At 60.3% G+C, this 25,264-nt stretch carries 29 protein-coding genes; 14 read left to right on the forward strand and 15 right to left on the reverse strand.

Going from position 1 to position 25,264, the window contains the following annotated elements:
• Positions 1 to 121 precede the first annotated feature (121 nt).
• Genes AC0L2K_RS03570 through rfbF form a run of 3 tightly spaced genes read right to left on the reverse strand, consistent with a single transcriptional unit; the run spans position 122 to position 2,142 of the window.
• Positions 122 to 298, reverse strand: coding sequence for a hypothetical protein (locus tag AC0L2K_RS03570; RefSeq protein ID WP_128245269.1), 177 nt, complete (start codon positions 296 to 298; stop codon positions 122 to 124).
• A 25-nt stretch (positions 299 to 323) separates the two neighbouring features.
• On the reverse strand, positions 324 to 1,367 hold the full coding sequence (locus AC0L2K_RS03575; RefSeq protein ID WP_473530623.1) for an NAD-dependent epimerase/dehydratase family protein: 1,044 nt from the start codon (positions 1,365 to 1,367) through the stop codon (positions 324 to 326).
• Positions 1,303 to 2,142 carry a glucose-1-phosphate cytidylyltransferase gene (gene rfbF, locus AC0L2K_RS03580; protein WP_077381112.1) on the reverse strand — a complete coding sequence of 280 codons (840 nt, stop codon included), beginning with the start codon at positions 2,140 to 2,142 and terminating at the stop codon, positions 1,303 to 1,305. Before rfbF ends, AC0L2K_RS03575 begins: the two co-directional genes overlap by 65 nt.
• A gap of 89 nt (positions 2,143 to 2,231) precedes the next feature.
• Here rfbF and AC0L2K_RS03585 point away from each other — a divergent pair, with 89 nt between their 5' ends.
• The 6 genes from AC0L2K_RS03585 (at position 2,232) to AC0L2K_RS03610 (ending at position 7,348) form a co-directional block, all read left to right on the forward strand.
• Complete coding sequence (locus AC0L2K_RS03585) at positions 2,232 to 3,056, forward strand: PIG-L deacetylase family protein (protein ID WP_128245272.1); 825 nt, start codon at positions 2,232 to 2,234, stop codon at positions 3,054 to 3,056.
• Between the two features lie 200 nt (positions 3,057 to 3,256).
• Positions 3,257 to 3,574: a hypothetical protein gene (locus AC0L2K_RS03590; RefSeq protein WP_473530624.1), complete on the forward strand. Its 318-nt coding sequence runs from the start codon at positions 3,257 to 3,259 to the stop codon at positions 3,572 to 3,574.
• 100 nt (positions 3,575 to 3,674) lie between these two features.
• Positions 3,675 to 3,944 (forward strand): hypothetical protein, encoded by a 270-nt coding sequence (locus tag AC0L2K_RS03595; RefSeq protein WP_473530765.1) that lies wholly within the window; start codon positions 3,675 to 3,677, stop codon positions 3,942 to 3,944.
• Positions 3,854 to 4,216, forward strand: a complete 363-nt coding sequence (locus tag AC0L2K_RS03600) for an FG-GAP repeat domain-containing protein (RefSeq protein WP_473530625.1) — start codon at positions 3,854 to 3,856, stop codon at positions 4,214 to 4,216. The genes AC0L2K_RS03595 and AC0L2K_RS03600 overlap by 91 nt, the downstream gene beginning before the upstream one ends.
• A gap of 155 nt (positions 4,217 to 4,371) precedes the next feature.
• On the forward strand, positions 4,372 to 5,124 hold the full coding sequence (locus tag AC0L2K_RS03605; RefSeq protein ID WP_473530626.1) for an FkbM family methyltransferase: 753 nt from the start codon (positions 4,372 to 4,374) through the stop codon (positions 5,122 to 5,124).
• Positions 5,125 to 5,263: 139 nt separating this feature from the next.
• The gene (locus AC0L2K_RS03610; protein ID WP_473530627.1) at positions 5,264 to 7,348 is read left to right on the forward strand and encodes an oxidoreductase; all 2,085 of its coding nucleotides are present in this window, start codon (positions 5,264 to 5,266) and stop codon (positions 7,346 to 7,348) included.
• Between the two features lie 155 nt (positions 7,349 to 7,503).
• On the opposite strand, the gene AC0L2K_RS03615 is transcribed toward AC0L2K_RS03610, so the two are convergent.
• From AC0L2K_RS03615 to AC0L2K_RS03625, 3 genes are all read right to left on the reverse strand, one after another.
• Positions 7,504 to 7,677 carry a glycosyltransferase gene (locus AC0L2K_RS03615; RefSeq protein ID WP_473530766.1) on the reverse strand — a complete coding sequence of 58 codons (174 nt, stop codon included), beginning with the start codon at positions 7,675 to 7,677 and terminating at the stop codon, positions 7,504 to 7,506.
• Between the two features lie 906 nt (positions 7,678 to 8,583).
• On the reverse strand, positions 8,584 to 8,778 hold the full coding sequence (locus AC0L2K_RS03620) for a hypothetical protein (protein ID WP_287327481.1): 195 nt from the start codon (positions 8,776 to 8,778) through the stop codon (positions 8,584 to 8,586).
• A gap of 11 nt (positions 8,779 to 8,789) precedes the next feature.
• Positions 8,790 to 10,232: a DUF4214 domain-containing protein gene (locus AC0L2K_RS03625; RefSeq protein ID WP_473530628.1), complete on the reverse strand. Its 1,443-nt coding sequence runs from the start codon at positions 10,230 to 10,232 to the stop codon at positions 8,790 to 8,792.
• Positions 10,233 to 10,642: 410 nt separating this feature from the next.
• On the opposite strand from AC0L2K_RS03625, the gene AC0L2K_RS03630 reads away from it, so the two are divergent.
• A complete protein-coding gene (locus tag AC0L2K_RS03630; RefSeq protein ID WP_473530767.1) occupies positions 10,643 to 11,809 on the forward strand; it encodes a glycosyltransferase family 4 protein in 1,167 nt (388 codons plus the stop codon).
• Between the two features lie 93 nt (positions 11,810 to 11,902).
• Positions 11,903 to 12,358: an NUDIX hydrolase gene (locus AC0L2K_RS03635; protein WP_023799568.1), complete on the forward strand. Its 456-nt coding sequence runs from the start codon at positions 11,903 to 11,905 to the stop codon at positions 12,356 to 12,358.
• 58 nt (positions 12,359 to 12,416) lie between these two features.
• Here the strand turns inward: AC0L2K_RS03635 and phnF are convergent, their stop codons facing one another.
• Together phnF and AC0L2K_RS03645 are read right to left on the reverse strand one after the other, a co-directional pair.
• Positions 12,417 to 13,202: a phosphonate metabolism transcriptional regulator PhnF gene (phnF, locus tag AC0L2K_RS03640; protein WP_473530629.1), complete on the reverse strand. Its 786-nt coding sequence runs from the start codon at positions 13,200 to 13,202 to the stop codon at positions 12,417 to 12,419.
• Complete coding sequence (locus tag AC0L2K_RS03645; protein ID WP_473530630.1) at positions 13,199 to 14,380, reverse strand: alpha-D-ribose 1-methylphosphonate 5-triphosphate diphosphatase; 1,182 nt, start codon at positions 14,378 to 14,380, stop codon at positions 13,199 to 13,201. Before AC0L2K_RS03645 ends, phnF begins: the two co-directional genes overlap by 4 nt.
• A gap of 121 nt (positions 14,381 to 14,501) precedes the next feature.
• Here AC0L2K_RS03645 and AC0L2K_RS03650 point away from each other — a divergent pair, with 121 nt between their 5' ends.
• The 3 genes from AC0L2K_RS03650 (at position 14,502) to phnE (ending at position 16,974) form a co-directional block, all read left to right on the forward strand.
• Positions 14,502 to 15,359, forward strand: coding sequence for a PhnD/SsuA/transferrin family substrate-binding protein (locus AC0L2K_RS03650; RefSeq protein ID WP_128172168.1), 858 nt, complete (start codon positions 14,502 to 14,504; stop codon positions 15,357 to 15,359).
• 78 nt (positions 15,360 to 15,437) lie between these two features.
• A complete protein-coding gene (locus AC0L2K_RS03655) occupies positions 15,438 to 16,187 on the forward strand; it encodes a phosphonate ABC transporter ATP-binding protein (protein ID WP_473530631.1) in 750 nt (249 codons plus the stop codon).
• A complete protein-coding gene (gene phnE / locus AC0L2K_RS03660) occupies positions 16,180 to 16,974 on the forward strand; it encodes a phosphonate ABC transporter, permease protein PhnE (protein ID WP_287171988.1) in 795 nt (264 codons plus the stop codon). The genes AC0L2K_RS03655 and phnE overlap by 8 nt, the downstream gene beginning before the upstream one ends.
• 69 nt (positions 16,975 to 17,043) lie before the next feature.
• Here the strand turns inward: phnE and AC0L2K_RS03665 are convergent, their stop codons facing one another.
• Positions 17,044 to 18,153, reverse strand: coding sequence for a calcium:cation antiporter (locus tag AC0L2K_RS03665; protein ID WP_287217221.1), 1,110 nt, complete (start codon positions 18,151 to 18,153; stop codon positions 17,044 to 17,046).
• 396 nt (positions 18,154 to 18,549) lie between these two features.
• Here AC0L2K_RS03665 and AC0L2K_RS03670 point away from each other — a divergent pair, with 396 nt between their 5' ends.
• Positions 18,550 to 19,206, forward strand: coding sequence for a TerC family protein (locus AC0L2K_RS03670; RefSeq protein WP_473530632.1), 657 nt, complete (start codon positions 18,550 to 18,552; stop codon positions 19,204 to 19,206).
• 110 nt (positions 19,207 to 19,316) lie between these two features.
• On the opposite strand, the gene AC0L2K_RS03675 is transcribed toward AC0L2K_RS03670, so the two are convergent.
• Positions 19,317 to 20,447 (reverse strand): site-2 protease family protein, encoded by a 1,131-nt coding sequence (locus tag AC0L2K_RS03675; RefSeq protein ID WP_473530633.1) that lies wholly within the window; start codon positions 20,445 to 20,447, stop codon positions 19,317 to 19,319.
• A gap of 426 nt (positions 20,448 to 20,873) precedes the next feature.
• Positions 20,874 to 21,311: a CBS domain-containing protein gene (locus tag AC0L2K_RS03680; protein ID WP_473530634.1), complete on the reverse strand. Its 438-nt coding sequence runs from the start codon at positions 21,309 to 21,311 to the stop codon at positions 20,874 to 20,876.
• Between the two features lie 221 nt (positions 21,312 to 21,532).
• On the opposite strand from AC0L2K_RS03680, the gene AC0L2K_RS03685 reads away from it, so the two are divergent.
• Positions 21,533 to 21,943, forward strand: coding sequence for a DUF427 domain-containing protein (locus AC0L2K_RS03685; protein ID WP_023799558.1), 411 nt, complete (start codon positions 21,533 to 21,535; stop codon positions 21,941 to 21,943).
• A gap of 56 nt (positions 21,944 to 21,999) precedes the next feature.
• Here AC0L2K_RS03685 and AC0L2K_RS03690 read toward each other — a convergent pair whose 3' ends face one another.
• Together AC0L2K_RS03690 and AC0L2K_RS03695 are read right to left on the reverse strand one after the other, a co-directional pair.
• Positions 22,000 to 22,416, reverse strand: a complete 417-nt coding sequence (locus AC0L2K_RS03690; protein ID WP_473530635.1) for an HD domain-containing protein — start codon at positions 22,414 to 22,416, stop codon at positions 22,000 to 22,002.
• Positions 22,417 to 22,565: 149 nt separating this feature from the next.
• Positions 22,566 to 22,820 (reverse strand): hypothetical protein, encoded by a 255-nt coding sequence (locus tag AC0L2K_RS03695; RefSeq protein WP_023799556.1) that lies wholly within the window; start codon positions 22,818 to 22,820, stop codon positions 22,566 to 22,568.
• Between the two features lie 123 nt (positions 22,821 to 22,943).
• Between AC0L2K_RS03695 and AC0L2K_RS03700 the strand changes: the two genes are divergently transcribed.
• Positions 22,944 to 23,411 carry a hypothetical protein gene (locus AC0L2K_RS03700; RefSeq protein WP_473530636.1) on the forward strand — a complete coding sequence of 156 codons (468 nt, stop codon included), beginning with the start codon at positions 22,944 to 22,946 and terminating at the stop codon, positions 23,409 to 23,411.
• Positions 23,412 to 23,472: 61 nt separating this feature from the next.
• On the opposite strand, the gene AC0L2K_RS03705 is transcribed toward AC0L2K_RS03700, so the two are convergent.
• Both AC0L2K_RS03705 and AC0L2K_RS03710 read right to left on the reverse strand, forming a co-directional pair.
• Positions 23,473 to 24,879 (reverse strand): PAS domain S-box protein, encoded by a 1,407-nt coding sequence (locus AC0L2K_RS03705; RefSeq protein ID WP_473530637.1) that lies wholly within the window; start codon positions 24,877 to 24,879, stop codon positions 23,473 to 23,475.
• A gap of 152 nt (positions 24,880 to 25,031) precedes the next feature.
• Positions 25,032 to 25,196, reverse strand: a complete 165-nt coding sequence (locus tag AC0L2K_RS03710) for a DUF3309 family protein (RefSeq protein ID WP_023799553.1) — start codon at positions 25,194 to 25,196, stop codon at positions 25,032 to 25,034.
• Positions 25,197 to 25,264: the final 68 nt, after the last annotated feature.

Below are 25,264 nucleotides of genomic sequence, written 5' to 3' on the forward strand. Positions count from 1 at the left end.
CGGCGAAAGCCGGCGTATGGCTGGTCGGAGTTCGAGACCCTGACGGCGCGCGGGTCGGGAAGAGCCGGCTTCGGGAAAGCCGCACGCCCGGATCTCTGAGGGCGAAAGCCGAATTGCTGACCTACTCGACCACGACCACACTGAGCGGAAAGACAGGCTCGTCCTCGCCGTCGTCGACCTTGAGGGAAAGCCGATCGGCAAAGGGCGTCGTGCCGAGCTTCAGGAAAGTGTCGATGTGACTTCCGCCGCAGGAGCGGCAAACCTGCTCGGTTACAGAGGCTGCACCAGCAATCATCATGGCCATGGCTCCCGGCTGTGTTTGTTCAAACCGCTACCGCTAATTGCGGCGTGCGACGCAGATCGGTATCCAGTTCACCATCTTGGATCAGCTTCTGCACATGGGCGATGCGCTTGAACCGCTCGCCCTCGAAATCCCCAAGTGCAAGGCCTTCCGCTCGAAATGTGTGATAGAGCTGTTCGATACCGCGCCGCGCTGTCCATTGCGGCTTAAACCCGTGCAGGCGGCGACCAATATAGGTGCAGTCGACGCGATAGCACCGTCTGTCAGGCCCGGCGTCGGGCGCGAACTTCACCCGGCTATCGGGAACGATCCTTTGCACCAACTCCGCGATCTCTCGAATCTGATAGTTTTCCGTGGTCAAGCCGACATTGAATGCCTCGTTGTGGACCAGCTCTCGCTCGGCTTCGAGTACCGCGATATAGGCCAGCGCGATGTCCTCCACGTGGACGATCGGCCGCCATGGCGAGCCGTCGCTCTTGAGGTAGACCAGGCCGGTCGTGTAGGCCCAGGCGGTCAGGTTGTTGACCACGAGATCGAAGCGGATGCGAGGCGACAGGCCGTATGCAGTCGACGCACGCAGGAACGTCGGGCTGAACGATTGATCCGCCATCGGGGCGACCGCTCGCTCCACATTCGCCTTCGAGGCGCCGTAAGGCGTAACCGGGTTGAAGGGAGCATCTTCAGTTAGAAAGCTGTCGCCGGCCGCGCCGTAATTGCTGCAAGAGGAAGCATACACGAACCGCTGGACGCCGGCGGCCTTGGCGAGTTGCGCGAGCCTGACCGAAGCGCCGCAGTTGATTTCCTCGGTAAGCAGGGGTCGGTAGTCCCCCAACGGATCGTTTGACAGTCCGGCGAGATGGATGATCGCGTCGAAGCCGGCGACGTCGTCGATTTCAATGTCGCGGATGTCTTTCTCGATCGTCGGCACTTCGGCCAACGTTCCTACGAAAGTGCATGACCGGAAGATGTCGCTGTCCAGGCCCGTGACGTCATGGCCGCGTTCAAGCAGCATCGGAGTCAGGACGGAACCGATGTAACCGAGGTGGCCTGTAACCAGAACTTTCATCGATCAATTCCCATGTTTTCCAGGGCGCTTGCCCGCTGTCCCACAATTTCTGAAGGAGATGCTTTTCGCGGATGGTGTCCATGCATTGCCAGAAGGATTCGTGGCGATATGCCATCAGTTGGCCGTCAGTCGCGAGCCGCTGCATTGGCGCGTGTTCGAACATGACATCGTCGCCGTCGATATAGTCCTTTATACCCGGCTCGAGCACGAAGAAGGCGCCATTGATCCAACCCTCCGAGGCCTGTGGCTTTTCCGTGAAGTCGACAACGCGATGGCCATCGAATTCGATGTGCCCGTAGCGTGCTGGCGGACGCACCGCCGTCATCGTTGCAAGCTTGCCATGCGATTTGTGAAAGGCGATCAGTTTATCAAGGTTGACGTCCGAAACGCCATCTCCCCAAGTGAGCATGAATGTCTCGTCGCCCATCCAGTCGATCAGGCGTTTTATGCGGCCGCCCGTCAGCGTATTCAGTCCCGTCTCCACAAGATCGACGGACCAGTCAGGCAGCGAGTTCGAGTGGCGCTTGACGCTTCCCGATGCAGCATTGACAGTCAAGCTGCCATCGAATGCGACATAGTCGCTGAACCAGCGTTTGATGTATTCGCCTTTGTACCCCAACGCGACGGCGAACTCGCGGTGGCCGTAGGCATAGTAATGCATCATAATATGCCAAAGGATCGGCTTTGCTCCGATTTCGACCATTGGTTTCGGCCGGATCTCGGTTTCTTCCGCTAGCCGCGTTCCCAGTCCGCCAGCAAGAATTCCTACCTTCATTGTTTTCTCACCCCAATCGCCTACAGTGTTTTGCTACCATGCGCAGGTCGGGTTGAACCACACCGAAGAAGGGATGATCGGAAGCATCGATGCATGACGTCAGGCATACGATTGGCGCTATGCTCGATAGAGCGATGCGTAACCGGTCTCATCCTTTCGATGTAGCAGACTGGCAGGCGTCGGCGGTCATCATTGCACCCCATCCCGATGATGAAACGCTGGGATGTGGAGGGGTTGCCAGCAAGAAGTTTAGCTCGGGCGCCGATGTCCGGTTTATTTTTGTCACCGACGGTTCGGCATCCCATGCAAATCGGGTTGACAGGGAGGCGCTGCGGATCGCCCGCGAGGACGAAGCGATCGAGGCGGTTTGCCGGTTGGGAGGGTCGGCCGATCGGGTGAGATTCCTGCGTGTTCCCGACGGCACGGCAAAGCATCACATCGGCAAGATCGCAGAGGCGATCGCTGAGTTGCTTTTCGTTTGGCAACCGCAGAGCGTGTTCGTCACCCATGCAAAAGAGCCGCCCGCGGACCATGTTGCCACCAATCTTGGCGCCCGAGGCGCGCTGCAACTGTATGGCCGGCGCGTGACCGTGTTCGAATATCCCGTCTGGTACTGGTATCAGTGGCCCTGGGTTCGTCTGCACGATCGAGTGCTTGGATTCAATCGCACCGCATTGCGGCAGACGGTCCGGACCCTTGCCGGCTTGCGCGGCGTTAAGATGTTCAACTCCCACGCTTTTATCGGCGACGTGATAGATGCAAAACGTCACGCGCTGGCAGCTCACCGGTCCCAGATGGAGCGGCCAGCGGGACTCGACGACTGGCCTATCCTGGCGGATGTAGGTGGGGGCGATTTTCTGAATCGGCTGCTGAGCGAGCACGAGATATTCACGCGATACGAGCTTAATGCGTGAACATAGGCGGCCTGAAGCGTCTCGGGAGGAAGTCGGCGGGGCGGCCATGACCTCTTCGGGGTTCGAGCCAAAGCTGCGGTGCGGCTTCGATCCCTCTGCGACTTTACTTGCCGCCCGTTTTGGATGAACCGCCGTCCCATCCAAGACGGAGCCTCGGGTCCGTTCTGGTATCGCCGGCCGGCCGATCCCTGGCAAGGTGAATGGGAACAGGCCGGCTCGGCGAGGGAGTGGATGCGATCGCGGCAATCGATGTTGACGACGACGGACGCGGGGAAGTGATCGCCCAGCGCGGCGGGGGCGAGACACTGAACCTGGCGTGGCTTCAGGCGCAGCAGGCGTCAGCGCGGGGCTTTGAGGAACATGAGATCGGCGAGGTTCCCGCCGCCAGCCACGATCTCGGGGCAGGGCCATGCACCGTCGCAGATCGTCGAAGGGGGCCGGCCGAGCTTGCGGTCGCAAGCGGTCTCGGAGTGTTCTACTTTCCCATCCCCGGCGACACGGCGGCGGGGGGCCGCTAACCCGCATTTGCCCTGAGGCCTCTGACGAGGGATCGCGTTCGCCTATATCGACGGCGACATCCTGCTTGACCTTGCGGCCACTACCGGCAACGCAAAGGAGATCGCATGGTGGGGCAATCCGGGGGATGGCTCTGCCGACTGGCAGCGCCGCGACGTCGCCAATGTCCCCAACATGGTCTATCCGGACCGCGTGGCGGTCGCCGATCTGGACGGCGAGGGACGAACCGACATCGTCGTGAGTGAAGAAAACGGGCAGGCCGACCACGCAAAGGCCTATTGGTGGCGCAATCCCGGCGACATCAAGCAAAACTGGAGCAGCAGGAGATCACCTCGCGCGGCTCGCTCAACAGTCTTTCGGTGGCCGATATGAATGACGATGGCCGGCCGGACCTCGTCATGGGCGAGCACCGCGGCGCCCTGCGCCTTTCGCTCTGGCGCAATCTGGGAGGCGGGCGGTTCATCGAGCAATTGGTCGGCGAGGGCGTCGAGAGTCATCTCGGCGCCCGCACGGTCGACCTCGACGGCGACGGCGATCGTGAGATCGTTTCGAAGGGGTGGGATGCTCCCCAGGCCATCCATGTCTCGCGCAACGATGCCACCGTTCCATCGGACCGGGAGGCCGGGCAGGTACCCCCAAGATGAGATATGGCCCACAATCGGAGTAGCGATCAGTCGGAGGAGGTAGGAGCCGGCCAACCGGTTGTCGGGCTCGATCCCGGGCGCGCAATCTGTCACCTTCGCGGCGAGCGGCACGGGCTGGCCCCGTCCCCGAGGCGTCGAAGAATGGGAAAGAGCGCGTGACATTGACGGCAAGGTTCCTCAGCGTGTTCAGCGACGCGCGCGTCATAGCCAAGGGAGAGGCCGCCGGTCTCAAACTGGTGGCGAAGAGCGCCGACCCGAACTTTGTTCGCGGCACCTACGAGCCGCCCATCCAACAGGCGATCGCGGCAAACCTGGCGCCTGGGGACGCCTTTTTCGACATCGGCGCGAATATAGGTTTCTTCAGCCTCATCGCCGCGCGCCGCGTCGGGCCGCGCGGTCAAGTCTATGCGTTCGAACCTGTTCCCCGCAATGCCGCAGCTGTCGCAGAGAGTGCACGGCTTAGCGGGTTCGACACAATACGGGTGTTCGCCGAAGCTGCGGGCGCCACATCCGGCCGTGGCCAGCTTCTGCTCGCCCATCACATCGGCGGCGCCGCGCTTGCCTCGGCGGGAGCACCGCCGGACATCAGCGGCCGCCTGGAGGTCAGCATAGTCGCCGTCGACGATGCCATCGCCCAGCGAGGCCTCAGGCCGCCCTCGCTGGTCAAGATCGACGTGGAAGGCGCCGAAATTGACGTCCTGGGCGGTATGACGGAAACACTGCGGCGACACCGTCCGAAGGTGATTTATGAGGTAGACGATGCAACGCGCGAGGGGCTCGACCGCAAGGCCCGACAGATCGCGGAACTCCTGACTGCTGCAGGCTACGCATTAAAACCGCTGCCAGCCTCCTATGGCAATGGGGAATGGCGGGTCGAACACGTCTTGGCGCGGCCGGTGGGCGCTTAAGAACTATCTTCGCGGGCGTCATGCGAGACAGCAAGCCTGATCAATGGGACAAGCGAGGCAGTGCGCGACTTCTGCCCAGGACTGCGAAACGTCATTGATGCCTTGAAGAATCTCGTACGACGACGTGAGGAGGGTCTTGTTGTTGCACCGTCATGACTGGGTAGAAACTGCTGAAGAGGCTGGGTCCGGCGTTGCCCGGCCGGAGGTTCTTGTCGCAGACGATTTTCAAGATAAACGCGCCCGCGGTGCGGTAATTGGCACCTTGGCAGTCAAGGGAGGTGTCAGGCGAGGACGTGACATCGAACGCCAGATCGCGATCGATCACGGCGCACTTCGTTTCCAGCCGCTCGTCAGGCCAGGTTGGGGCCGGCAAGGGATCTCCTATGGTCCCTTTCAGCGAGAGGCTGGTCTGGTGCTATTGGTCTCGATCACCAACGGCCACAACACATCGCAGGGATCGCCATTGCCTGATGACCTCGCCAGGCGGCTCTACCGTTGGTTGCGAGGACCCGGCATTGACCCATGGCCCGGCCGACTGGTTGCCCTGATACGTGCGCCACGAAAGAGGCTCACCCTTCGCCGTTTTTGGTGGTGGACGCTTAGCACCTCCAGAACCTACCGGGGATCGAACATCGACGAGAACCTGGCTGTCGGCTGGTTCCCCAGTGAGGCGCCGATTAATCCCGTGGAAGAGGGCTGCGGCTTTGTCGTGCATGCCGCAGAAGGCGAAAACGGCGAGCTGTGGGCTCGTGTAGGAAAGCAATGCCTGAGTGCGTTTCGGCGCCTAAAGAATGTTCATGTCTATTATGTCGTGGCGTTGCGAGAGCAGGGCGCTGTCTATTATGCGGCCGCCGACCAAAAAGCCCACGGTCTTGCCGCTTTTCCGATGATGCGTCCGATCGCGATCGATCCTTTCAACAAGGACGAAAAGCTGTTTGCGGGTGTTCATCAGTCGGCACTTGGCCAGATCGGTTTTCGGGTCGACACACGCGTCCAAGCGGTCCAAGTCGGGCGGATACCTCAATTTTCGACGCTGTTTGGCACCGCCCACGCCGCCGATGCACTCGTCGAAGGCTGGCCGGGGCAAATCGCTGCAATCGGGGGGCGGTGGCATTTTTCGCAGGACGCTGGCGATAACCTATCCGTCGTCGATCCTGGTCGCCCTTCAGGATTGATCCACGGGCTGCTGGCAATTGGCGCCGTCTCGGATGTGTGTGGTCTTGTTTGTCGGTTTCGGGACAACGACAATTTCTGGGTGCTGAAACTGTCGACGCTCGGATGGACCTTGGTGCGCAAGCAATCGGGCAAAGAGATTACGATCGCGACCGGCACGGAACACGCTTTGCGCAGCTGTTCTACCCATTCGGTCCAGATTCTTGACTGGAACGGTCAGGTGAGCTGCTTTCTTGACGGGGTTCGCCTTTTCGAAGCGTCTGTCAATGCCGATTCGGTCGAGAACGCTACCGGAGTAGGTATATGGAAAAGCTTCGATAGCGAGCCGCGCTGGCATAATTTCGAGGCTCATCCTTGCGAAGTTCCCATCCCATTTATGGCGCCTCTGGGGGCACCTTGGAACCAACTCGGAGCAACCCTGTCCTATGCAGACGGTTTTACCGGTACTGCCGGCGAACTAGATCGCCGCACGTCGGAGCTGGGCGACGGGCAATGGGCCAGAACACTGGGCACCGGTGTCATTGACGTTGATGGGCTGGGCAGCGCGCGTGTGCGCGCGAGCGTAGACAGACCGAACCCAGGTCGAACATTTTATTCGCTGCCATGGGACCTACCGGGATTCGCCGATCTCGAGGCCACAATCGAGCCTCCTGGGGAGCGCCGAGGACAAGATCAGCGCGGCCGGGCAGGACTGCTTTTCTGGCAAGACAGCGACAACTACGTTTGTGTCACGACTTGGCTCGACGACGTCTACCAGGGTGCATCGATTTCGGTGTTCATCAAGCGGCTCGGCTTTGAGGAACTTTATGACGCGGTTTGGACAAATGTGGCGGACAAGGTCGTTTGGGGAAAACCTTTTCGCATGCGCGTTGCGTTCGACGGAAATCGGTTTGCAATCTTGATCGACGACGAACTGGTGATGCAGCGAAGCCTCACCGATATCTATCCCGACGATGCCGCCCTTCAAATTTTGCGGGTCGGACTCGCCGTCAACTGGGAGTGGGGAGATGACACGGGCTCGGTGTTCACGTCGTTCAAGGCCCGGCGCTGAGCGAAAGAGCGGTTTCGCTTTCCAAGCCATGAACGGTTGGATGACGACGGCCTCATCGTACAGGTCCCGGGTCGACTGGGCTATTTTTTCCCCCGAATAGAGATCGGCGACCCGCGCGGCTTCCTGGCGTCCCAGGTTCGCCGCCCGCCTGCATATCAAGAAAGGCCGATGATATGGGCTGCAAGCGCTTCCGGGTCATTCTTTTCAACCACAACGCCATCGCCAGTCGATTCCACGATTTCGGTCATGCCGCTGACGCGAGTGGCTACGAGAGGAGTACCATTCGACAGCGCCTCGACAGGCTCATTCCGAAGGACTCGCTGAGAGATGGATTATCAGAAGCGTTGCTTCGGCATATCGCGCGGCCATTCTTCGTAGGGCAGGGTGCCAACGAAGCTCAGAGTGGGATCACGCGCAGCGCGGCATAGTAGGGACCGGGGTATGCGCTACCGTTGTGGTAGAAGCGAGCGAGATCGCAGACTTCGCGGTCCACTCAGGTCAATCAGGAACTCACGAGGAAGCGTTGCCGATGGGGCCGACGATCTCGCGGCGGGACTTCAGGACAGGCCGCGATAACGGTCTGCCAAGCTTCAATCAGCGTGTGAATGCCTTTTCGGGCGACACACGGCCAACGAATAATACTTTTCCTGGTATTCGCGCTACGGCGACGTCCTGGTTCGCGGGGGCGCTCCATTCGGCAGGACTGCGAAAATTGTGCCCATTTCAGCAAAGCACGTGCGCCGCCGTCACGACATGTTCTGAGCACCGACGGTGAGATCGCTGGCGCGAGGGCTCGGTTCATCGCGTGGCGGTCAAGTTCTGCAAGCCAGTCACAATGCATGTGCAACACGATTGCTGCTTGCGGCGCCCCCTATCGAATGGCGGGCATGCGGAAAATTCTGGGTGTGGACCACGTCGGGCGATAGACGGCGTATTGTCCGAATGGCTTGGGCGAGAAAGTCGAATGCGTAGAGACTTTGTGCCACCAACGGCGACCGCGGCCAGGGGCGTGACCGTGTCAAAAGGCTAGCTCAGGATTACGACTTTCATCGAGCCCGCAGCCTATGGCGCTGGTCCATTTTTACGAGCGTCTCCAAATGCAGTTTGTCCAACGCGGCCGCGATGGCACCGGCGGATATCCAGATTGTGCAGTAATCACAACGCCTGTCGCCGCAAGGAGGCAGAAAGCCGAATCAAGGTGCATGGGATCGATTTCCTCCCGCTGGATAATGGCGTCAGGTAGACCCCTCGTTTACCGGAGCAGCCAGAATATTGGGCACCACCATGGCGAGCGCCGCAATCCCGAACGCCTCGGGGCCAAGGTGCCGCGCCAGCACCACAAATACACCGAGCATAGCGATCTGTCGGCCCCAGCTATCGACTGCGGCCCAAACAGCGCCAGTCACGACCTGTCGGCCGAAAAAAATCATTGGACCGCCAGCTAAGGCTCGTTGGCAAACAGAACCGTGTGTCTGGAGCGAAACTCATACGAATGGATCAATTCGGCCACGATCTGTTCTCCACTCGCCTTGTCGCTGTCCAGTTTCGACACGTAAGCAGAAAGTCCCTGGCCGTCTGGCTCCCGTCCCAGCAATGTCCGATAGAGAAGGGCCACGTATTGCGCGTTTCCAAGCCCAACCGGCTGATTGTCAGTCCTGAATTCGACCGAAAGCAACATCTTCGTCAGTAATGGAACGATCGATGGATCCTTCTTCATCGCGATGACCTCGCGCCACTGCTCGGCCGGAGACGGCATGCGACGCAGGACCAGGCAGTAAGCATATGCAATCTGGTTGGCGTGGTTGAAGACAGACTTGTCGAACGCATCAAGCGAACAGGGGTGAAATGCCCCGATGCCGGGAACGCGGGGCACCGACATCTGGTCAGCAGGCGGCAAGCTCTCCGTCGCGGCCATTGACGAGCTCGAGCCTGCATTGCCGTTCGCAATGGTCCTCTTTACGGCATCGTATGCCGGCTTTCGCCCGCTCGGCGCCCATAGCCCTTCGCCGCGCTTCTTCAGGCGCACGAGGCCCATAAAGGCCTCGTAGCTTGGCGCCCAGTACGGCTCGTCGAGCAGTTCGTAGATATGGGCAGCTTCCAATCCATATCGAGATTGATATCGGCGCAATAGCGTCATCGCCTGGACCAGACCATCCGCCTGCTGCTTTTCCCCTCGTTGGCTGCCCCCGGCGTAGTTGAATTCGGTTAGCCAGATTGGACGACCGAGAGTGGCCAAGAACTTGAATGCTTCCTCGGGATCGCCCTCGTAAAGATGCCAGACCGATATATCCCATCTGATGCCGTCCTGCAGCATGCGGGTGAACGCTGCGCGGTGACCCCAGCCGGCCGTTCCCATTGCTTTTCGTATGGTCGGATCCACTGCGACGGTTGCATCCGACAGGCCGCGCAGCACTGCGCTTGCCTTTGCCCAGCGCGGACTGAAATAGTCGGACGTCTCGGTGCCGCCGGCAGGGCCCCAGGAGCAGTTGTATTGGATTCCGTTGTCCTGCATCTCGCAGGGCATCAGGATGGCGTAGTTCTCCATCTCGTTGCCAAGCTCCCAAACGCGGATGTCGTCCTTGAAGCGGGATACCAGTGTCGACGCGAGATCGTAGGCTTGCGCATAGAGGTCATCGACGGATTTGTTGTCGAGGTCCAGGTCGGGCGTGATTACCGGCAGGATTTCGACTCCGCGCTGCTTGCCCGCCTTGACCAGTTCGGCAAGCTTGGTGGCGCTGTCGGCGCTGGAAATGTTGACGCGATACGACTTCATGCCGAGGTCGCTGACATAGTCGAGTTGCTGTTCGATCGATATCCCGGGATAGGCGTTGAAGGGATGGCCGTTCACCCCCCAGAGCAGATCGGCTGCGCCCGAAGCTGTCATGCCCAGCAGGCATGCCAAGGTTGTCCAAAGACGCCTGGTCGCGGCGACGGCCCGTCCAACGGAATTTTGTTGCAATGGACTGGTCGGCCGCTGCATCAGCGCGAACTTGCCTGTTTTGCGCCAGACATCATGCGGCATCACTCCACTCGCTCAACTCGCCTGACATCCATCCGTGCACGACGATCGAGATCTGCCGCGCTGCCCGACGCAGTCTAGCAAAACCGCGCCACGCAGAACCTCACACATTTGGCGTAAACGCCGATGATTGGCCTCGCCATTCGGATGAGAGCTGCCGGGAAGCCTTTTCGGGCAAACGATCGGGTACGTCCCAAAGGCCAGGATGACCCTGCTGCCCTGGTCGTCCAAAGTCGTGCAACTGAGGCATGGCGCTGGTGACCAAAAACCCTGTGATGACACGACACTGGACAATCAACGGCCGTTTTCTCGCGCAGCCGACCACCGGAGTTCAGCGCTACGCACGCGAGATCGTTTCGGCGCTGGACGCCTTGATCGTGGACCAGGCTGCCTTGACACGGGATTTGACGGTTGAGTTGCTGGTCCCGCCGGGGGCGCTTGAAAAATTGCCCCTGGCAGCGATCCGTGTCCGGACCGTCGGCAGTGTTGGGGGGCATTTATGGGAACAGGCTGCGCTTCCGGCCCATCTTCGCGGAGGGCTGCTTAGCCTCTGCAATACCGGCCCTGTGACGGTTCGTCGGCAGGTGCTGTGCATTCACGACGTCAATACACGGGTAGCCCCGCAGAGCTATTCATTGCAATTCAGGCTTCTCTACCGCACCCTGGTTCCGGCCTTGGGCCGGGCCACGCATAAAATTACGACGGTGTCGAAATACTCTGCCGGTGAACTGGCGCGCTATGGCGTGTGCCCGGCGACAAAGGTCGAAATCGTAGGAAATGGGCATGAACATGCGTTGCGATGGGCTCCTTGCCATTCAGAACAAACACTGGCAGTCGCCGGCCCTCGTACGATCGTCGTGCTTGGCAGTTCCATCCCGCACAAAAATGTCGGCTTGATCATCGGCATGCACGAGCGACTTGCCGCGGCGGGGCTGCAGATTGTTGTTGTCGGCGCGTCAACGTCCCGCGTTTTCGCCAGCAGCGGCGACCAGAAATCCCCGAACGTCATTTGGCTGGGAAGAAGACCGGACGCGGAACTCGGCGCGCTTCTGCGCGATTGCCTATGCCTCGCGTTCCCCTCCTTGGTCGAGGGTTTCGGGCTGCCGCCCCTCGAGGCCATGACACTGGGATGTCCGGTGGTGATGTCGGACCGTGCCAGCCTCCCCGAAATCGGCGGCGATGCGGTGTTGTACGCATCACCTTGCGACGAGAATGCGTGGTTCGATTGTTTTATGCGCCTGGTCCACGAAGAAGGCCTCAGAACCAAATTGATCGCACGCGGTCGCGCCAGGGCGGCGCGATTTCAGTGGGCCGCGTCGGCTCAGCGCTATCTGGAGCTGATGGCCAGCGTGGATGGATTTCCAGAAGTGCCGCCACCACCGCCTGGGGTAGTCGAATGCAATCCGAATGAGCGACTTGCGGCGGCGGCTAGTATCAATTGAGGTATCTCGAGTCTAACGGCATCTGCCATTCAGGCGCATCATTCCCGTTCAGCCTGCCTGCGATGACAGGCTGGATTCCGGAGGCATGAGGCGATGGCGAAAAGAAGTGCGGGCATCCTGCCTTACCGCAGATCGACCAACGAACTGCAGGTGCTGCTTGTCCATCCGGGCGGGCCGTTCTGGCAAAGCCGCGATCTCGGCGCATGGTCGATCGCAAAGGGCGAGTATGGTGATGACGAACAGCCGGAAGCCGCGGCGCGTCGCGAATTTGAGGAGGAAACCGGCTGGGAGCTCTCGGGAGCACTGCTTCCGCTAGGGGAACTGCGCCAGCCCGGCGGCAAGCTTGTTACGGCCTTCGGCGCCGAAGGCGATTTCGATGCCGGCACCTTGCGCAGCAACATGTTCGAGATGCGATGGCCGCCGCGCAGCGGCCGCATGCAGACTTTTCCTGAGATCGATCGCGCAGGGTGGTTCGGCCTCGAAATGGCCCGGGAAAAGTTGCTTGTCGGCCAGCGGCCTTTTCTCGACCGGCTTGTGGTGTCTGTCTAAGGGTCGACCCAATGGCCCGACTGACGTCCTCAACTGGTCGTGTTGACATGCGCCATAATCAGAAGACGAATTCGACGGATGTCAGCGGCCAGCAGCCGCGGGTCCATTCGATTGGTACGCCGCTGCGGTCCTCGTTGACAGCATTGATGCGGAATACTGGCGTTCCGGGCGTCAGCCGCAGGATTTCCGCTTCATCGGGGGATGCAAAGCCGCCACTGATGCGCGTCCCGGCCCGCCGGTAGTTGTCGATGCCATGCGCGCGGAAAACATCGGTCACCGACTGACGCACATCGTATCTCTGCTCGAAGTCGGGGAAGAGATGCGCCGGAAAGAACTTGGTATTGACGTAAACCGGCTGCTTGTCCGACGTTCTGATCCGGCACAGCCGGATAATGGTGGTGTCAGGTGCGAGACGCAACCGTTCCGCCACGGCCGCTTCGGCCGGTTCCCGGACGATCAGCAGCGTATTGGTGCCGATTTCCTGGCCGTGGGCTTCGAAATTGTCGAGAAAGCGCTGTCCGTCGCGAACAGTGAATGTCGAGGGCAGGTTTCGCACGAAGATACCGACGCCCTTGCGGGCGGTGAGGTGGCCCTCATGCTGTAACTGCTGCAGCGCCCGGCGAAGCGTAATGCGGGTGACCGCGAGTTTCTCTGCCAGATGCGTTTCTCCGGGAAGCTGGCTGCCCGGCGCAAGACTGCCGCTCTCGATCAGATCGAAGATGTGATCGTAGATCTGCTGCCAGATTGGCGTATCGTTGCGTGGCCGAAAGACCAGCCCGTCAAAGGCCAGAAGGCGATTGCCATTGCGCTCGTGTGGTGTTGAAATTTTTGTGTCCAAGTTCATGAAACCTTTTCCACCGGCGACCGCTGTGCAGACCATCGGTCTGTGCGGGAGAGCCCGGAGCTATAGACAATTTGTCCATGGACCATGGTGGCCACCACACGCGGATGCTCTGGATCGCCAGCATCGACCAGGATCAGATCCGCCCGGCGGCCGGCAACAAGCGAGCCGCGATCGTCGAGGCCGGCCACCCGGGCCGGGTTTGCCGAAACCAGATTCCAGATCGAGGGGAAGTCGCCGGCGTCTGGCGAAGACAGTCTGAAGGCCGCATGCAGAGGCGAAGGGTAGTGGTAATCGCTGGTCAGCACCGTGCAAAGTCCGGCTCTGACGGCCTCGGTGGCATTTAGCGCTCCATTATGGCTGCCGCCGCGCACGACGTTGGGCGCGCCGAGGATCACGTCCTCGCCCATTTGCCGCGCGGCCTTGGCTGTTTCGAGCGTTAGCGGAAATTCCGAGGCCTTTGCGCCGAGGGCGCGAAAATACATGCGTTCCTCGGGAGACGCTTCGTCATGTGCAAGAAGCACATTGCCATTGACCCGCGCATCTGCGGCCAGCTTCCCGATCGCGATCTCAACCTCGGCGCGGCGGGACCAAATCTGGCCGAGCAACGTCATGTATTGCTCGCGGCTCAAGCCAGACCGCTCCGCCATCTGACCGATCTTGCGGGCAATCGTGCCGTTCAGCACCGACCCCGTCGTGTGATCGTTGACGGCGATGATCGGCCGTGGCGAAAGCGAGAGCCATCGTACGACCTGCGCCATCTGATCAAGCGCGAAGGTCTCCCAGCGCAGATGCAGACGCGTATCGCAGCCAAGGCTATCGCGGAGATCGCAGACCGCGCCGATCAGCTGTTTGGCAGCGTCGAGCGAGCGAAGTCCAGGCTCCCACGACACCGTCACGCCGTGAAAGGCCGTGGTTACGCCATTGGCGACAAGCTGGCGGTCCGTATCTTTCAGCGCCAGCGCGGTGTCGAAGCGGACACCGGGCCGCGGCATGATCTGGCGCTCGAAGCCGTCGCCGTGAATATCGACGATCCCCGGAAGCACGAGCAGACCATCGGCATCGATTGTGGAGGCATGGGCCGCTCGCAGCTCTGACAGGGCGCCGCCGGTGACGCTCAGGTCCGCGGTTTCAAGTCCCCGTTCGGTAAGGATGCGACCACCCTGGATGTGCCAGTTCACTGTATCCCTCAAAAAAGCAAAGGCTGCCGGTGGCGCCGGCGAAATGTCACGAGCACGTCATCTGCTGCGTATACGGATTAGCCGGTAACAGTTTCCTGTCTATACAGCAAAGGAAAAAACGATGATCCGCAGCATCGCAACCGCACTCGCCCTGACGCTTGCCTCCGCCGTTCCAGTGTTTGCGGAGCCAGTGAAATTCGCGGTAACCGACATGGAGGGACTGGAGGCTCTTCAGCAGGAATTCGGTGCTTTCCAGACCGCTCTTGAGGAGGCGACCGGCCTGGATGTCGAGCTGTTTCCGGTCAGTTCGCGGACCACCGCCGTCGAGGCGATGAATTCCGGGCAGGTCGATCTTGTCCTGACCGGTCCTGCAGAATACGTCGTCATGAAGGAATTAAGCCAGCCGAAGATTGTTGTCGCCTGGCAGCGCCCCGACTATTTCGCTCAGATCGCCGTGCTGGCGAATGGACCGATCCGCTCGGTCGAAGACTTGAAGGGCAAGAAGGTCGCATTCGGCTCGGTCGGCTCGACCTCCCAGCACCTCGGCCCCGCGCAGGCGCTGGCCGATTTCAACCTGAAATATGCCACCGATTACGAACCAGTAATCATATCGCGCAACATCGCGGCTGAGGCTCTCATCCGCGGCGACATCGCCGCTATCGGCTTGAATTTCGGCTATCTCAACTCGGTCCGGGAAGCATTCCCCGGCGTTGCCTTCTCGGTCATCGCACGGGGCCGCGATCTGCCGAACGACATTCTTGTCGCCCGCAAGGACATTTCAGATGACGTGTTCGTCAAGATCCGCGATGCCTTTGCGAAGAATGGCAATGAGCTGATGAAAGCGATCCTGACCGGCGAGGACAACCAGAAATTCAAGGGCGGTTTCTTCCTGACTGATGTCAGGGACTCGGACTACGACTATGTCCGCTCGATGTACCGCACGATCGGAATCGAGACCCTCACCGACTTCGTAAACTGAGGCTCGCTCCTTTTCAGCGACAAGGCCGGCGGCTAACCGCCGTCTGTTTCGCAGTTCGGTCTGGGCCAAGAGGTCACTATGACAGCCATCATTCGGGCGCACGATCTTGCGAAGAGCTATGCGAACGGAAAGGTCATTTTCTCCAGTATCGGCCTCACCATAGTATCGCGCGAACGGGTTGCCCTGATTGGCTCGAACGGTGCTGGAAAATCCACCCTGCTCAAATGCCTCATTGGTCTTCTACCGTCGAGCGGTGGCGAGGTCGTCACCCTCGGCGAGAGCTTCCGCTCGGTGCCGTCCGTCGCCCAGCTGCGGCGCATACGCAGGCAGATCGGATTTGTCTTCCAGCACCACGGACTGGTCAGCCGCCAATCGGTTCTTACAAACGTTTTGCAGGGCAAGCTCGGGCTGCCCGGCGGCTGGCGCGGCTGGCACCATTCCATCGCAAAGCAACACTGGCGCGAGGAAGCAATGCAGGCCCTCGCCGAAGTGCGGCTTCTCGGCAAGGCGGGCGCCCGCGCCGACGCGCTTTCTGGAGGGCAGGCGCAGCGGGTGGCGATTGCCCGTGCGTTGATCCGGCGTCCGAAGCTTTTGATAGCAGACGAACCGGCGGCAAGTCTCGACCCGGCGGCTGGACATGATGTGATGCGCGTCTTCTCCGAGCTGACCCAGGAACAGGCGATCACTTTGGTCTATACCACGCACGACATGGAGCATGCTCTCGACTACTCCGACCGCTTGATAGCGCTCAAGGCGGGCAAGGTCTTCTTCGACCGACCGACGGCGCAGGTGACCCGCGCTGATCTGAAAGACGTCTTCGATGCATGACCGCCTTTCGCTGAGCCGGATTCCATCGATCTCGCCCGTCACTTTCAGCTTTGCCGTCGCTTTGGCCGCTCTCGTGATCGTTTCCGCCGGGCAGGTCGCACCTTCGCCGGAACAACTGGCAGGCGGGGTGCCCCGAATGGTCCATCTCGTCGGCCGCATGATACCCCCAAATGTCGAGCCAGGGTTCCTCCTGAGGGTTTTCTGGCGCATGGTCGAAACGTTTCAGATAGCGCTCGTGGGGACAGCAATAGGTGTCGTCCTCAGCTTGCCGTTTGCCTGGCTCTCGGCCAAGGATATAACCCCGATCGGCCCGTTCCGGCATATCTCCAGGATGCTGGTCTCGTTGTTCAGGACTGTTCCAGATTTGGTCTGGGCACTACTTTTCGTGTCAGCCGTTGGTCTCGGGGCGGTTGCCGGCACCATGACCATCGTCGTCGATACGATCGGCTTTTGCGGGCGCTTCTTCGCCGAGGCAATGGAGGATGCCGACGAAAGACCTCAGGAAGCGCTGTTTGCAATCGGCGCCGGACGATTCTCTGTTCTGTGCGGGGCAGTACTGCCTGACGCCATGCCGTCCCTGATAAACACCACGCTCTTCGCGCTTGAAAAGGCAGTGCGCTCGTCCGTTGTTCTCGGCCTCGTTGGAGCCGGTGGCATCGGACAGGAGCTGAAGGTCGCGTTCGATCTTTTCCAATACAGGAATGCCTCGACCATCATTCTCGTGATCTTCGCCATCGTGGTGTTGATGGAGTTCGTGACTGATCGCTTGCGCTCGAAGGTCCAGTAGTTGCAGGCTAGGCATGTGCGCCGCAAATCGACAGGACGCAGCGATGGCCGAAGACGGCGGGTCGATCACCTACGGCACGAAGATAAGGAACAGATACGCGACAAACACGACGAGATGAACGAGCCCCGTTAGCATCGTTGTTCGGCCCGTCCCAAAGCTCACGATGCTGATGGCAAGGGCGAGGATGAGAAGCACGGTATCCCCCGGACCCAGACCAAGAGTCAGGCTTCGTCCGGTGAGCAGGCTCGCCGCACCGATCGCCGGGATTGTCAGGCCGATTGTGGCGCAGGCCGAGCCGAGGGCGACATTCAGCCCTCGCTGAAGTTCATTATTGAGTGCTGCCCGAACCGCCGATACCGCCTCCGGCATAAGCACAAGCGCAGCGACGAAGAAGCCCACGATGGCGTCCGCCTGGGTAATATGAAGAAACTCGAGCCCATTCTCGATGTTGCCGGCCACCTGTTCGGTCAGAAGAACGATCCCTGCCAGTCCGACAAATAAGAGGAGCACATTGGTGGTCACTCTCCCACCCTCAGATACATGCTTGTCATGTTCCGCGCTGGAGGTCAGGTCTTCGATAAAATCGCCCCGATGGCGCACCATCTGGGCAAAGACGAAGGCACCATAGAGGAGGATTGAAAGAACGCTCACGAAAGCGAGCTGCGAGGCGGAGAACGTACCGGGGCTTGTTGCAAGCGTGTAGTTTGGAAGGATCAGCGTAAGAACTGTCAGCGCCATAATGACGGCAAGCGAGGCGTTGGTGCCCTGACGTTTGATGTCCTGATATCGATGCTTCAGCCCACCCAGGGTGAGGCAGACGCCGACGACGCCAGCGCAAACGATCATGACCGTCGAAAACACAGATTCGCGTGCCAGCGTCGGGTTGTTCTCGCCGTGCAGCATCATCGAAACGATGACCGACGCTTCGATGGCCGTCACCGAAAATGTCAACAGCAGCGTGCCATATGGTTCACCGAGCCGCAGTGCGACGGCTTCTGCATGATGCAAAACCACAAACACTGTCGCGAAGATGAAGATAGCGACGACGATCAACGCCAGGATTTTGATCGAGAGCGGCGAATGCTCGATCGACGCGGCGCCGAAATGAATGAGTGCGGCCAGGCCCAAGGAGCCGATTGGGAACAGATATTGGCCGATCGATCGTCGATGAGCAGCCAAGACGGAATTCCTTCATCGCCATCGACGGTCGCAGATCGGGTGTTGGAGAAATTTACCGAAGCGCACTGTATCAGTCTACTTGCGGCTGCCGGCCCGTTCAATGGCCGCGTGGCCGATCGACCTGGCTTAACCAGCTTGCCGAACTCGATGCCGCATATGCGGATCACAATTAAGCCTTGAGTTTTTGCGCTTGGGGCAATAGCTAGGTGCTGCCAGGCCGGGCCCCTCTGGCAGTCCATCAGGACTGCGATGTCGGACTGGAATTCCAATCCGGGTGGCCTGGCGTTGAGTTTTCTTCAGCTGTAGCGGCATTTCTCTTGTCACACGCGGTGTCCGCGTTGCTCTACGGTTATACTCGCAAGCCGCGTCACCCCTAGCTGAACGCAAGGGTGCCGTATGACAGATTTTTTCAGTCCCGAAGCAATGACCGCTCTCATGCAGGTCATCATGATCGACCTGGTGCTGGCCGGCGACAATGCCATCGTTATCGGCCTTGCCGCGGCCGGACTACCCAAAGAGCAGCGCAGAAACGCAATCGTCGTTGGCATAATCGCAGCGGCCGTTCTGCGCATCGGCTTTGCGGCCGCGACAACCCAGCTCCTGCAGATCGTCGGGCTGCTGTTCGCCGGCGGTCTTTTGCTGTTGTGGGTCTGCTGGAAGATGTGGCGCGAACTCCGGCAAAACCATGCGCAGGAAGCACAGGCGATCGAAGCGCTTTCGGAAAGCGACGTCGACTACGATGGTGTCGTAGCTGGCAAGGCTCCGCGCAAGACCCTGGCCCAGGCAACCTGGCAGATCATCATCGCCGACGTCTCCATGTCACTCGACAATGTTCTGGCGGTAGCCGGTGCTGCGCGCGAACATCCGAACGTGCTGATCTTCGGCCTTGTCCTCTCCGTCGCGCTGATGGGCATCGCTGCAAACCTCATTGCCAATCTGCTTCAGAAGCACCGCTGGATCGCCTATGCCGGGCTGGTGGTCATCCTCTACGTAGCTGGCGACATGATCTATCGCGGTGCGCTTGAACTTCTGCCTCACGTTCCGGGCGCTTGAGACACAGAAAAAGGGCCGGGACGACCTTCGTTCCGGCCGATTTCTGCTTATCGCTCCGCTACGATTTAGAGCGCACTCACCCGATCCGGCGGTGAAAAGAATCCTCGTGCTCAGATCCGTGTGAATCGCGGCTTGGCCCCACGCAAACGACCAAATCGGAAGGCATCCGACACGGCTGAGCGGATCATGAGCATCTCGCCTATGGTTTCGTGTGTCATGAGCCCGACCAGCCGGTCGGAACTGTCCACGACGGCTACAGCAGGCACGTCTGCCTGCTGCATCAGCCGCAGGCTTTCCTCGAGAGTTTTGCGGTAATGTATTTTCGGGATATCGTGCCGCATTGCGCTCGCGACCGGTGCGGCGGGTCCCTTTTCCTTCAATGTCCGGATCATGTCGTTGCGTGTCACCAATCCTTCAAGATGGCCAGCGGAGTCGACGACAGGGAATTCGTGCTGCGTCGTCGCGAGCAGCATCTCGATTGCCTGGTCGAGCGTCGCCGACCGTTCCAGCCGGGCGAACTCGGTGATCATCACATCCGCGACAAGGACGCTTGTGGCTACCTCCCGGATCTGTGCGTTTTGCGCTTCCGCTGCCGCGGCGAGATAGACGAAGATGCCGATGAAGATCAGTAGCGGATTGTAGAACAGCCCAACAAAACCGAAGACGAAGGCCAATCCTTGCCCGATCATGGCTGCGATCTGGGTTGCGCGCGACCACGACAGGCGGGCGGCGAGTGCGGCGCGCAGGATACGGCCGCCATCCATCGGGAAGGCTGGGATCATATTGAAGATGACCAGGAAGACATTGACCCCGGCAAGCCTGGCGAGAAAACTCATACGCGGATCCTCGATCCCGGCCATCTGTTCGACGCCCGCCGACCCGCCGAGCAGGACGAAGATCAGCGCGGCGATCGCGACATTGACCAGCGGCCCCGCGACCGCGATCACGAACTCCTGCCCCGGCTCTTCGGGCATGCGTTCGAGCCTGGCGACGCCGCCGATCGGGAAAAGCGTAATGTCCGGCGTGTTGATGCCGAAATACCGCGCAGCGGCGATGTGGCCGAACTCATGCAGGACCACGCAGGCAAAAACCGCAATGATGAAGGCAACGCCTTGCCAGGCCGCTGGCGTGCCGCCGATCTGATAGTGCGTCAGCCAGATCCAGACGAGCAGAAGCAGGAAGGTAAAGTGAACGCGCACGGTGGTGCCGGCGATCGTCCCGAGGTTCAGCGACCAACCCAAATCCGTCCACTCCGAGAGGCCCGACCTTGGCAACAGGCCCCACCTTCGCAACAGGGTTTGGCAGGACGCTTGCAATCGTTCGAGAACATCAGGTGCTCAAGCTCATCGTCTGCGACTAAGGGCTGCCCGGCCGCGAGATGCCCGCCTCGGTGTCGCGCGGTCCCGTCGCAAGAACAGCTTATCACGACACGACAAGCGGGTGAATGTCTCGGCGCGTGATCTGACGCGTCCGCGCCTGCACGATGATTTCGCCCTGCCGCGCTTTTCGGCGCTGAAGGACACGGTGCTTCGGATCGTTGTCATGGATGCTCCTGAACCTTTGCCGAAAACATCGCAAATGCAGAAGGCTCCGGCGGGGCGCCGGCGTTAGCCGACGCACCGCGAAACAAGTGATGTTGACCTTGCGCCGACATGTCGCGGCGTTAGTCAGTGAGCAGTCTGCGAATGCTCGCCGCCCGGCTTCGAGATGTCGCTTAAAGCTTCTCCCGCTTCTGCCGCTTCGCCATTCGTCGCGAGATCGCCAAGCGAGATGATGCCGACGAGCCTCTTGTCGCGGTTCAGAACCGGGAGCCGACGTACCTGCAGGTCGCCCATGTTTTCAAGCACATGCTCGACGTCTTCGTCATCGAAGCAATATTTGACCTCCGGGCTCATGACAACACGCACCTTCGTGTCAGGTCCCTTGCCCAATGCTACGCCGCGGATCGCGATATCTCGATCGGTGATCATCCCGACCAGCCGGTCGTGGTCGCCCACGGGCATCCCTCCGGCGTCAAGCCTGCCCATCATCTCAGCCACTTCGCGGATCGACTGTTCGGGGTTAGCGACCTGTACATTCCTCGTCATGCAGTTGCCGACCTTCATGGCAATCTCCCTTAACTTGCGAAGCCCCGCCGCCGGTTCCGGTGTCAATCTAGGAAACGAACTCTTCGGCGGTAACGTTCCCTTGAATCTGAATGCCCCGCGGGAGGTTTTTCATCTGTCGCCGGCTCCCCCGATGTCGCGGCTCCAATGAGCCTCACGCGGTTGGAACCCTGACGGGCGATACGACGTTCCAGGAGATCGGCAGCCAACGGAGAAGTCGAATGCAGCCCTTAGCCGTAAATTCCACCAGCCGTCCCGGCGCGCTGACGATTACCCCGTTCAATGGAACCGTGACGGTCAGGTTCTCCGACGCGATCATTGCCTCGACAGAGCGGGCAAAAGTGCTCCATGAAGAGGGGCAAGATCCGGTCTTCTATATCCCCTTCGAGGATATCTATTTCGACCTTCTGGAGAAGACCAACACCACAACCCACTCCCCGCTGAAGGGCACGGCCAGTTACTGGCGGGTCCACGCGGTGGGCGGAGCGGCCGACGACTTCATGTGGGCCTACGAGACGCCCGACACGCCGGCATTGGCCATCGCCCGCCATGGCGCCTTCGATCCCAGCAAGGCGCGGATCGATGCCGATCCTGCCGAGGACAAGCGACATACGCCTCACATCCCCGAATAGAGCCTCGCATGAAGGTCGCACATCGGCCGATCACGCCACCGGCGACAATCCTTTAGTCATTCGGAGAATTCTTCGTTGAGGATCCGCAGTCCGTCTTCATATTTCGATGTCGACGCGCCAATCTGCTGTGCCTGCCATAAATTGTCGGTAAGATCGGCGCGCTTGACCGGCAGCGCCAATGGGTTGGCTGCTGCTCTGCGCACGAAAGCGAGGTCGTCCTCGTCCGGCCTGCGTGTCATCGCATCGACGGCCGATACGATGGATGTTCCGAAACCTGCCGCCTCGAGCCGCTCGCGATCCCAATCGTCGCTTTTCTCAACAACGTCGTGGAGGTAGGCAACGGCCTTCTGGTCGAGCGTTTCGACGGCATCAACGACCCGGCGGCAATGCTCGATATAGGGCCGTCCGGTCTTGTCCGTCTGCCCCGCATGAGCTTGTTCGGCGATTTTTGCCGCGCGGTAAAGGAAGCTCACTGCCTCGATCCTTGCTGGCCTGTGTGATGCTGCAACCGGCCTTGTTCCAGTCCACAACATGCCTCACCGAACGCGCGACGATTGCCTGAAGTTCCACAGAATGGGCAAGGCTCCGGCGCCGAAACATCTCCAGCGCCGCGAGGGCAGCCTTACAGCTTGCTGCCGCCCTGGTCGCGGGACGCTCCATCGACAATGCCGGAACTGGGCAGAATTCCAAAATCCTGCGACTTGGCACCTTGTGCCGCTGTCAAAAATCCGTCCGCGTGGAGACCGCGCCGCAGCAACTCCCTCACGGCCGCAGACCGGCTTGGCATGCGCCTTTCGAAGCGCCAGTTTTCCAAAGCAGCCAATTCCTCCGACGTTAGCATGATCTGCAGTCGTTCGGGTCTTTCCAGTTCGGCCATTTCTGCCCTCCAGTCGCTCAAGATTAGTATTTGCCTAAGAATTAGGAAATGCCTCAGCGGTCGTCAAGACCGGTTGATTAGCCATTGGTGTGAACGGCTGACAGCTACGGGAAGGCGTCGATTATGCAGTCTTTGTCATATGCTAAATCATTGATTGTGTGGGTAATTTTACTAATTCAGCTTGCTATTCGGATTGATAGGGCACATGCTGATCACGAGGGACAAACCGCTCCTGAAAGGGGGTTTTCAATGCGCTTCGGTTACTCGGCTCATTTGTGTCAAGACGTCAACCTCCAGGTTTGGGCAGCCGCCCGGGATAAGGGGATACTCAATGTCACTGCGGTGGCCGAGGCTGTGCGGCTGCGAAACCTCGCAGAAAACGTTGCGCTTGAAGACGTCGAATGCCTGGTGTTGCAAGCCGCCCAGTTCTACGGGGCGGCCATGGAATTCGACAGCCTGACCGTGTTTGAACCAGGTAACGTCGATCGGCACTCGCTTGGCTGCGATGCCCTGCCTGGAAGAGGCGACGTCGATGTTCTGGAGGACAGGGCTGTTTCGCCTTATTTTCGCCCGCCGGACCAAACGCAATAGGTCTGGCCGAACACAGTCGGTCGCGGGGAGGGCTCAGCTTCACGAGCGCGGCGAAATTCCTTCAATCGGCCGCGATTTCGGCCAGTGATGTCTGGACGAAATGCAGCGGCGCCTCGAGCGTCCAGGTGATGCCTCGCGCGTGGAACTCCAGCCGCCCGCTGCCGCTGAGAGCCTGCGGCGCCACTCGCTCGAGCACGACCAGTCCGAAACCGCGCCCCCTGACAGCGTCCAGGATTGGCCCGTCCAACTCACGCCAGACCAGTCGAAAGGTCTCAGCGCCGTCGCCCGCAGGGACCACGTGCCAATCGATCTCGACGCGTCCGCCGTTGCACGACAGCGCTCCATGTTTTGCCGAATTGGTGGCGAGTTCGTGAAAGGCTATGCCGAGATACTGGACGGCGTTCGGCTGCAGTACCACCAGTGGCCCGGCCATCGACACGCGGGACTGCGCTGCGAAGGCCTTGAGCTGTGCCTGGATGAGCTCGCCGACCGTCGCGCCGCGCCATTCGGCATTGACCAGGAGATCATGGGATTCCGAAAGCGCCATGATGCGCTCTCGAACTTGCCCGAGGAAAGCCTCAGGTGTGCTCGTCAGCTTGCTTGTCTCGCGGATCATCGAGATGATGACCGAATACTGGTTCTTCACCCGATGGTTGACCTCGCGCATGAGCAGTCGGATGCGCCGTTCGTTCTCCTTGTGGGAACTGATGTCGCGCGCGATCTTGGAGGCGCCGACGACCCGCCCGATCCCGTCGCGGATCGGTGAGACGGTGAGCGAGACCGAAACGAGCGTGCCGTCCTTGCGCAGGCGCATCGTCTCATAGGAGGGGACGCGTTCGCCGGCGCGGATGCGACTGATGATCGAGACTTCCTCGTCGAGACGGTCAGGCGGAATGAGCATCGTCACCGGCCGGCCGATCACCTCGGCAGGCGTGTAGCCGAACAGGCGTTCTGCAGCATAGTTCCAGCTGGTAATGATGCCATTCATGTCCTTCGAGACGATGGCGTCCATCGACGACTCGACAATGGCGGCAAGACGCATGCGGGCTTCATCGCCCAGCGTCTGCGTGCGCAGGTCGAGCAGCGTGTTGATGGCACCGACTACATTGCCCGCTTCGTCGCGAAGCAGGCGTGGGTGAGCCCTGAATGGGACCAGTTCGCCATCCGGCCGCTCCGCAATCGCCTGGTCCCAGGAGACATCCCGCCCTTCGCGCAGCGCCACGGCCATCGGACACTCGCCATGCGCCATATCCCGACCGTCCAGATGACGAAGCTTCCACGAGCCGCACCATAGGTCCCGACCGATAACAGGACGATGGCCCCAGAGCTCAGCTGCGGCTTCGTTGAAGAAGGTGATGTGTCCCTGCCCGTCGACGGTGTAGATGGCGACCGGCAGTGCCTGCATCAGATCGGCAGTGGGAATGCCCGGAACTCCGAGGCCGACATCGGCTTGTTCAACGAAGTTCACTTATGGCGCCGTTCTCGTGGATTTCTGAGCGGCTATAATGCCCTTGAGCGGTTTCGGTTCCGTCCGGACAATCACGTGAGTCGCGGCGACATTCCTGGGCAAGGCATCAGGCCGACACAGGATCATCGCCAAATTGTCCGCCTAATCGTGTACTAAATGCGCCCGAGAAGGACCAGGATAATAACGATCAGCAGCACGAGACCGAGGCCACCGCCACCATAATAGCCGGTGCCGTAGAACGGTCCACCACCCAAACCGCTGAACCCGCCAAGCAAGATAAGGATCAAAATGATGATGAGTATGGTTCCGAGGCTCATGGTGGTTCTCCCATTCGTGCGCTGCCGCGCCGTACAAGGGCACGTCCATGCGCCTGTTGATGACGGTA

It is taken from the genome of Mesorhizobium sp. WSM4817 (genome assembly GCF_055811135.1).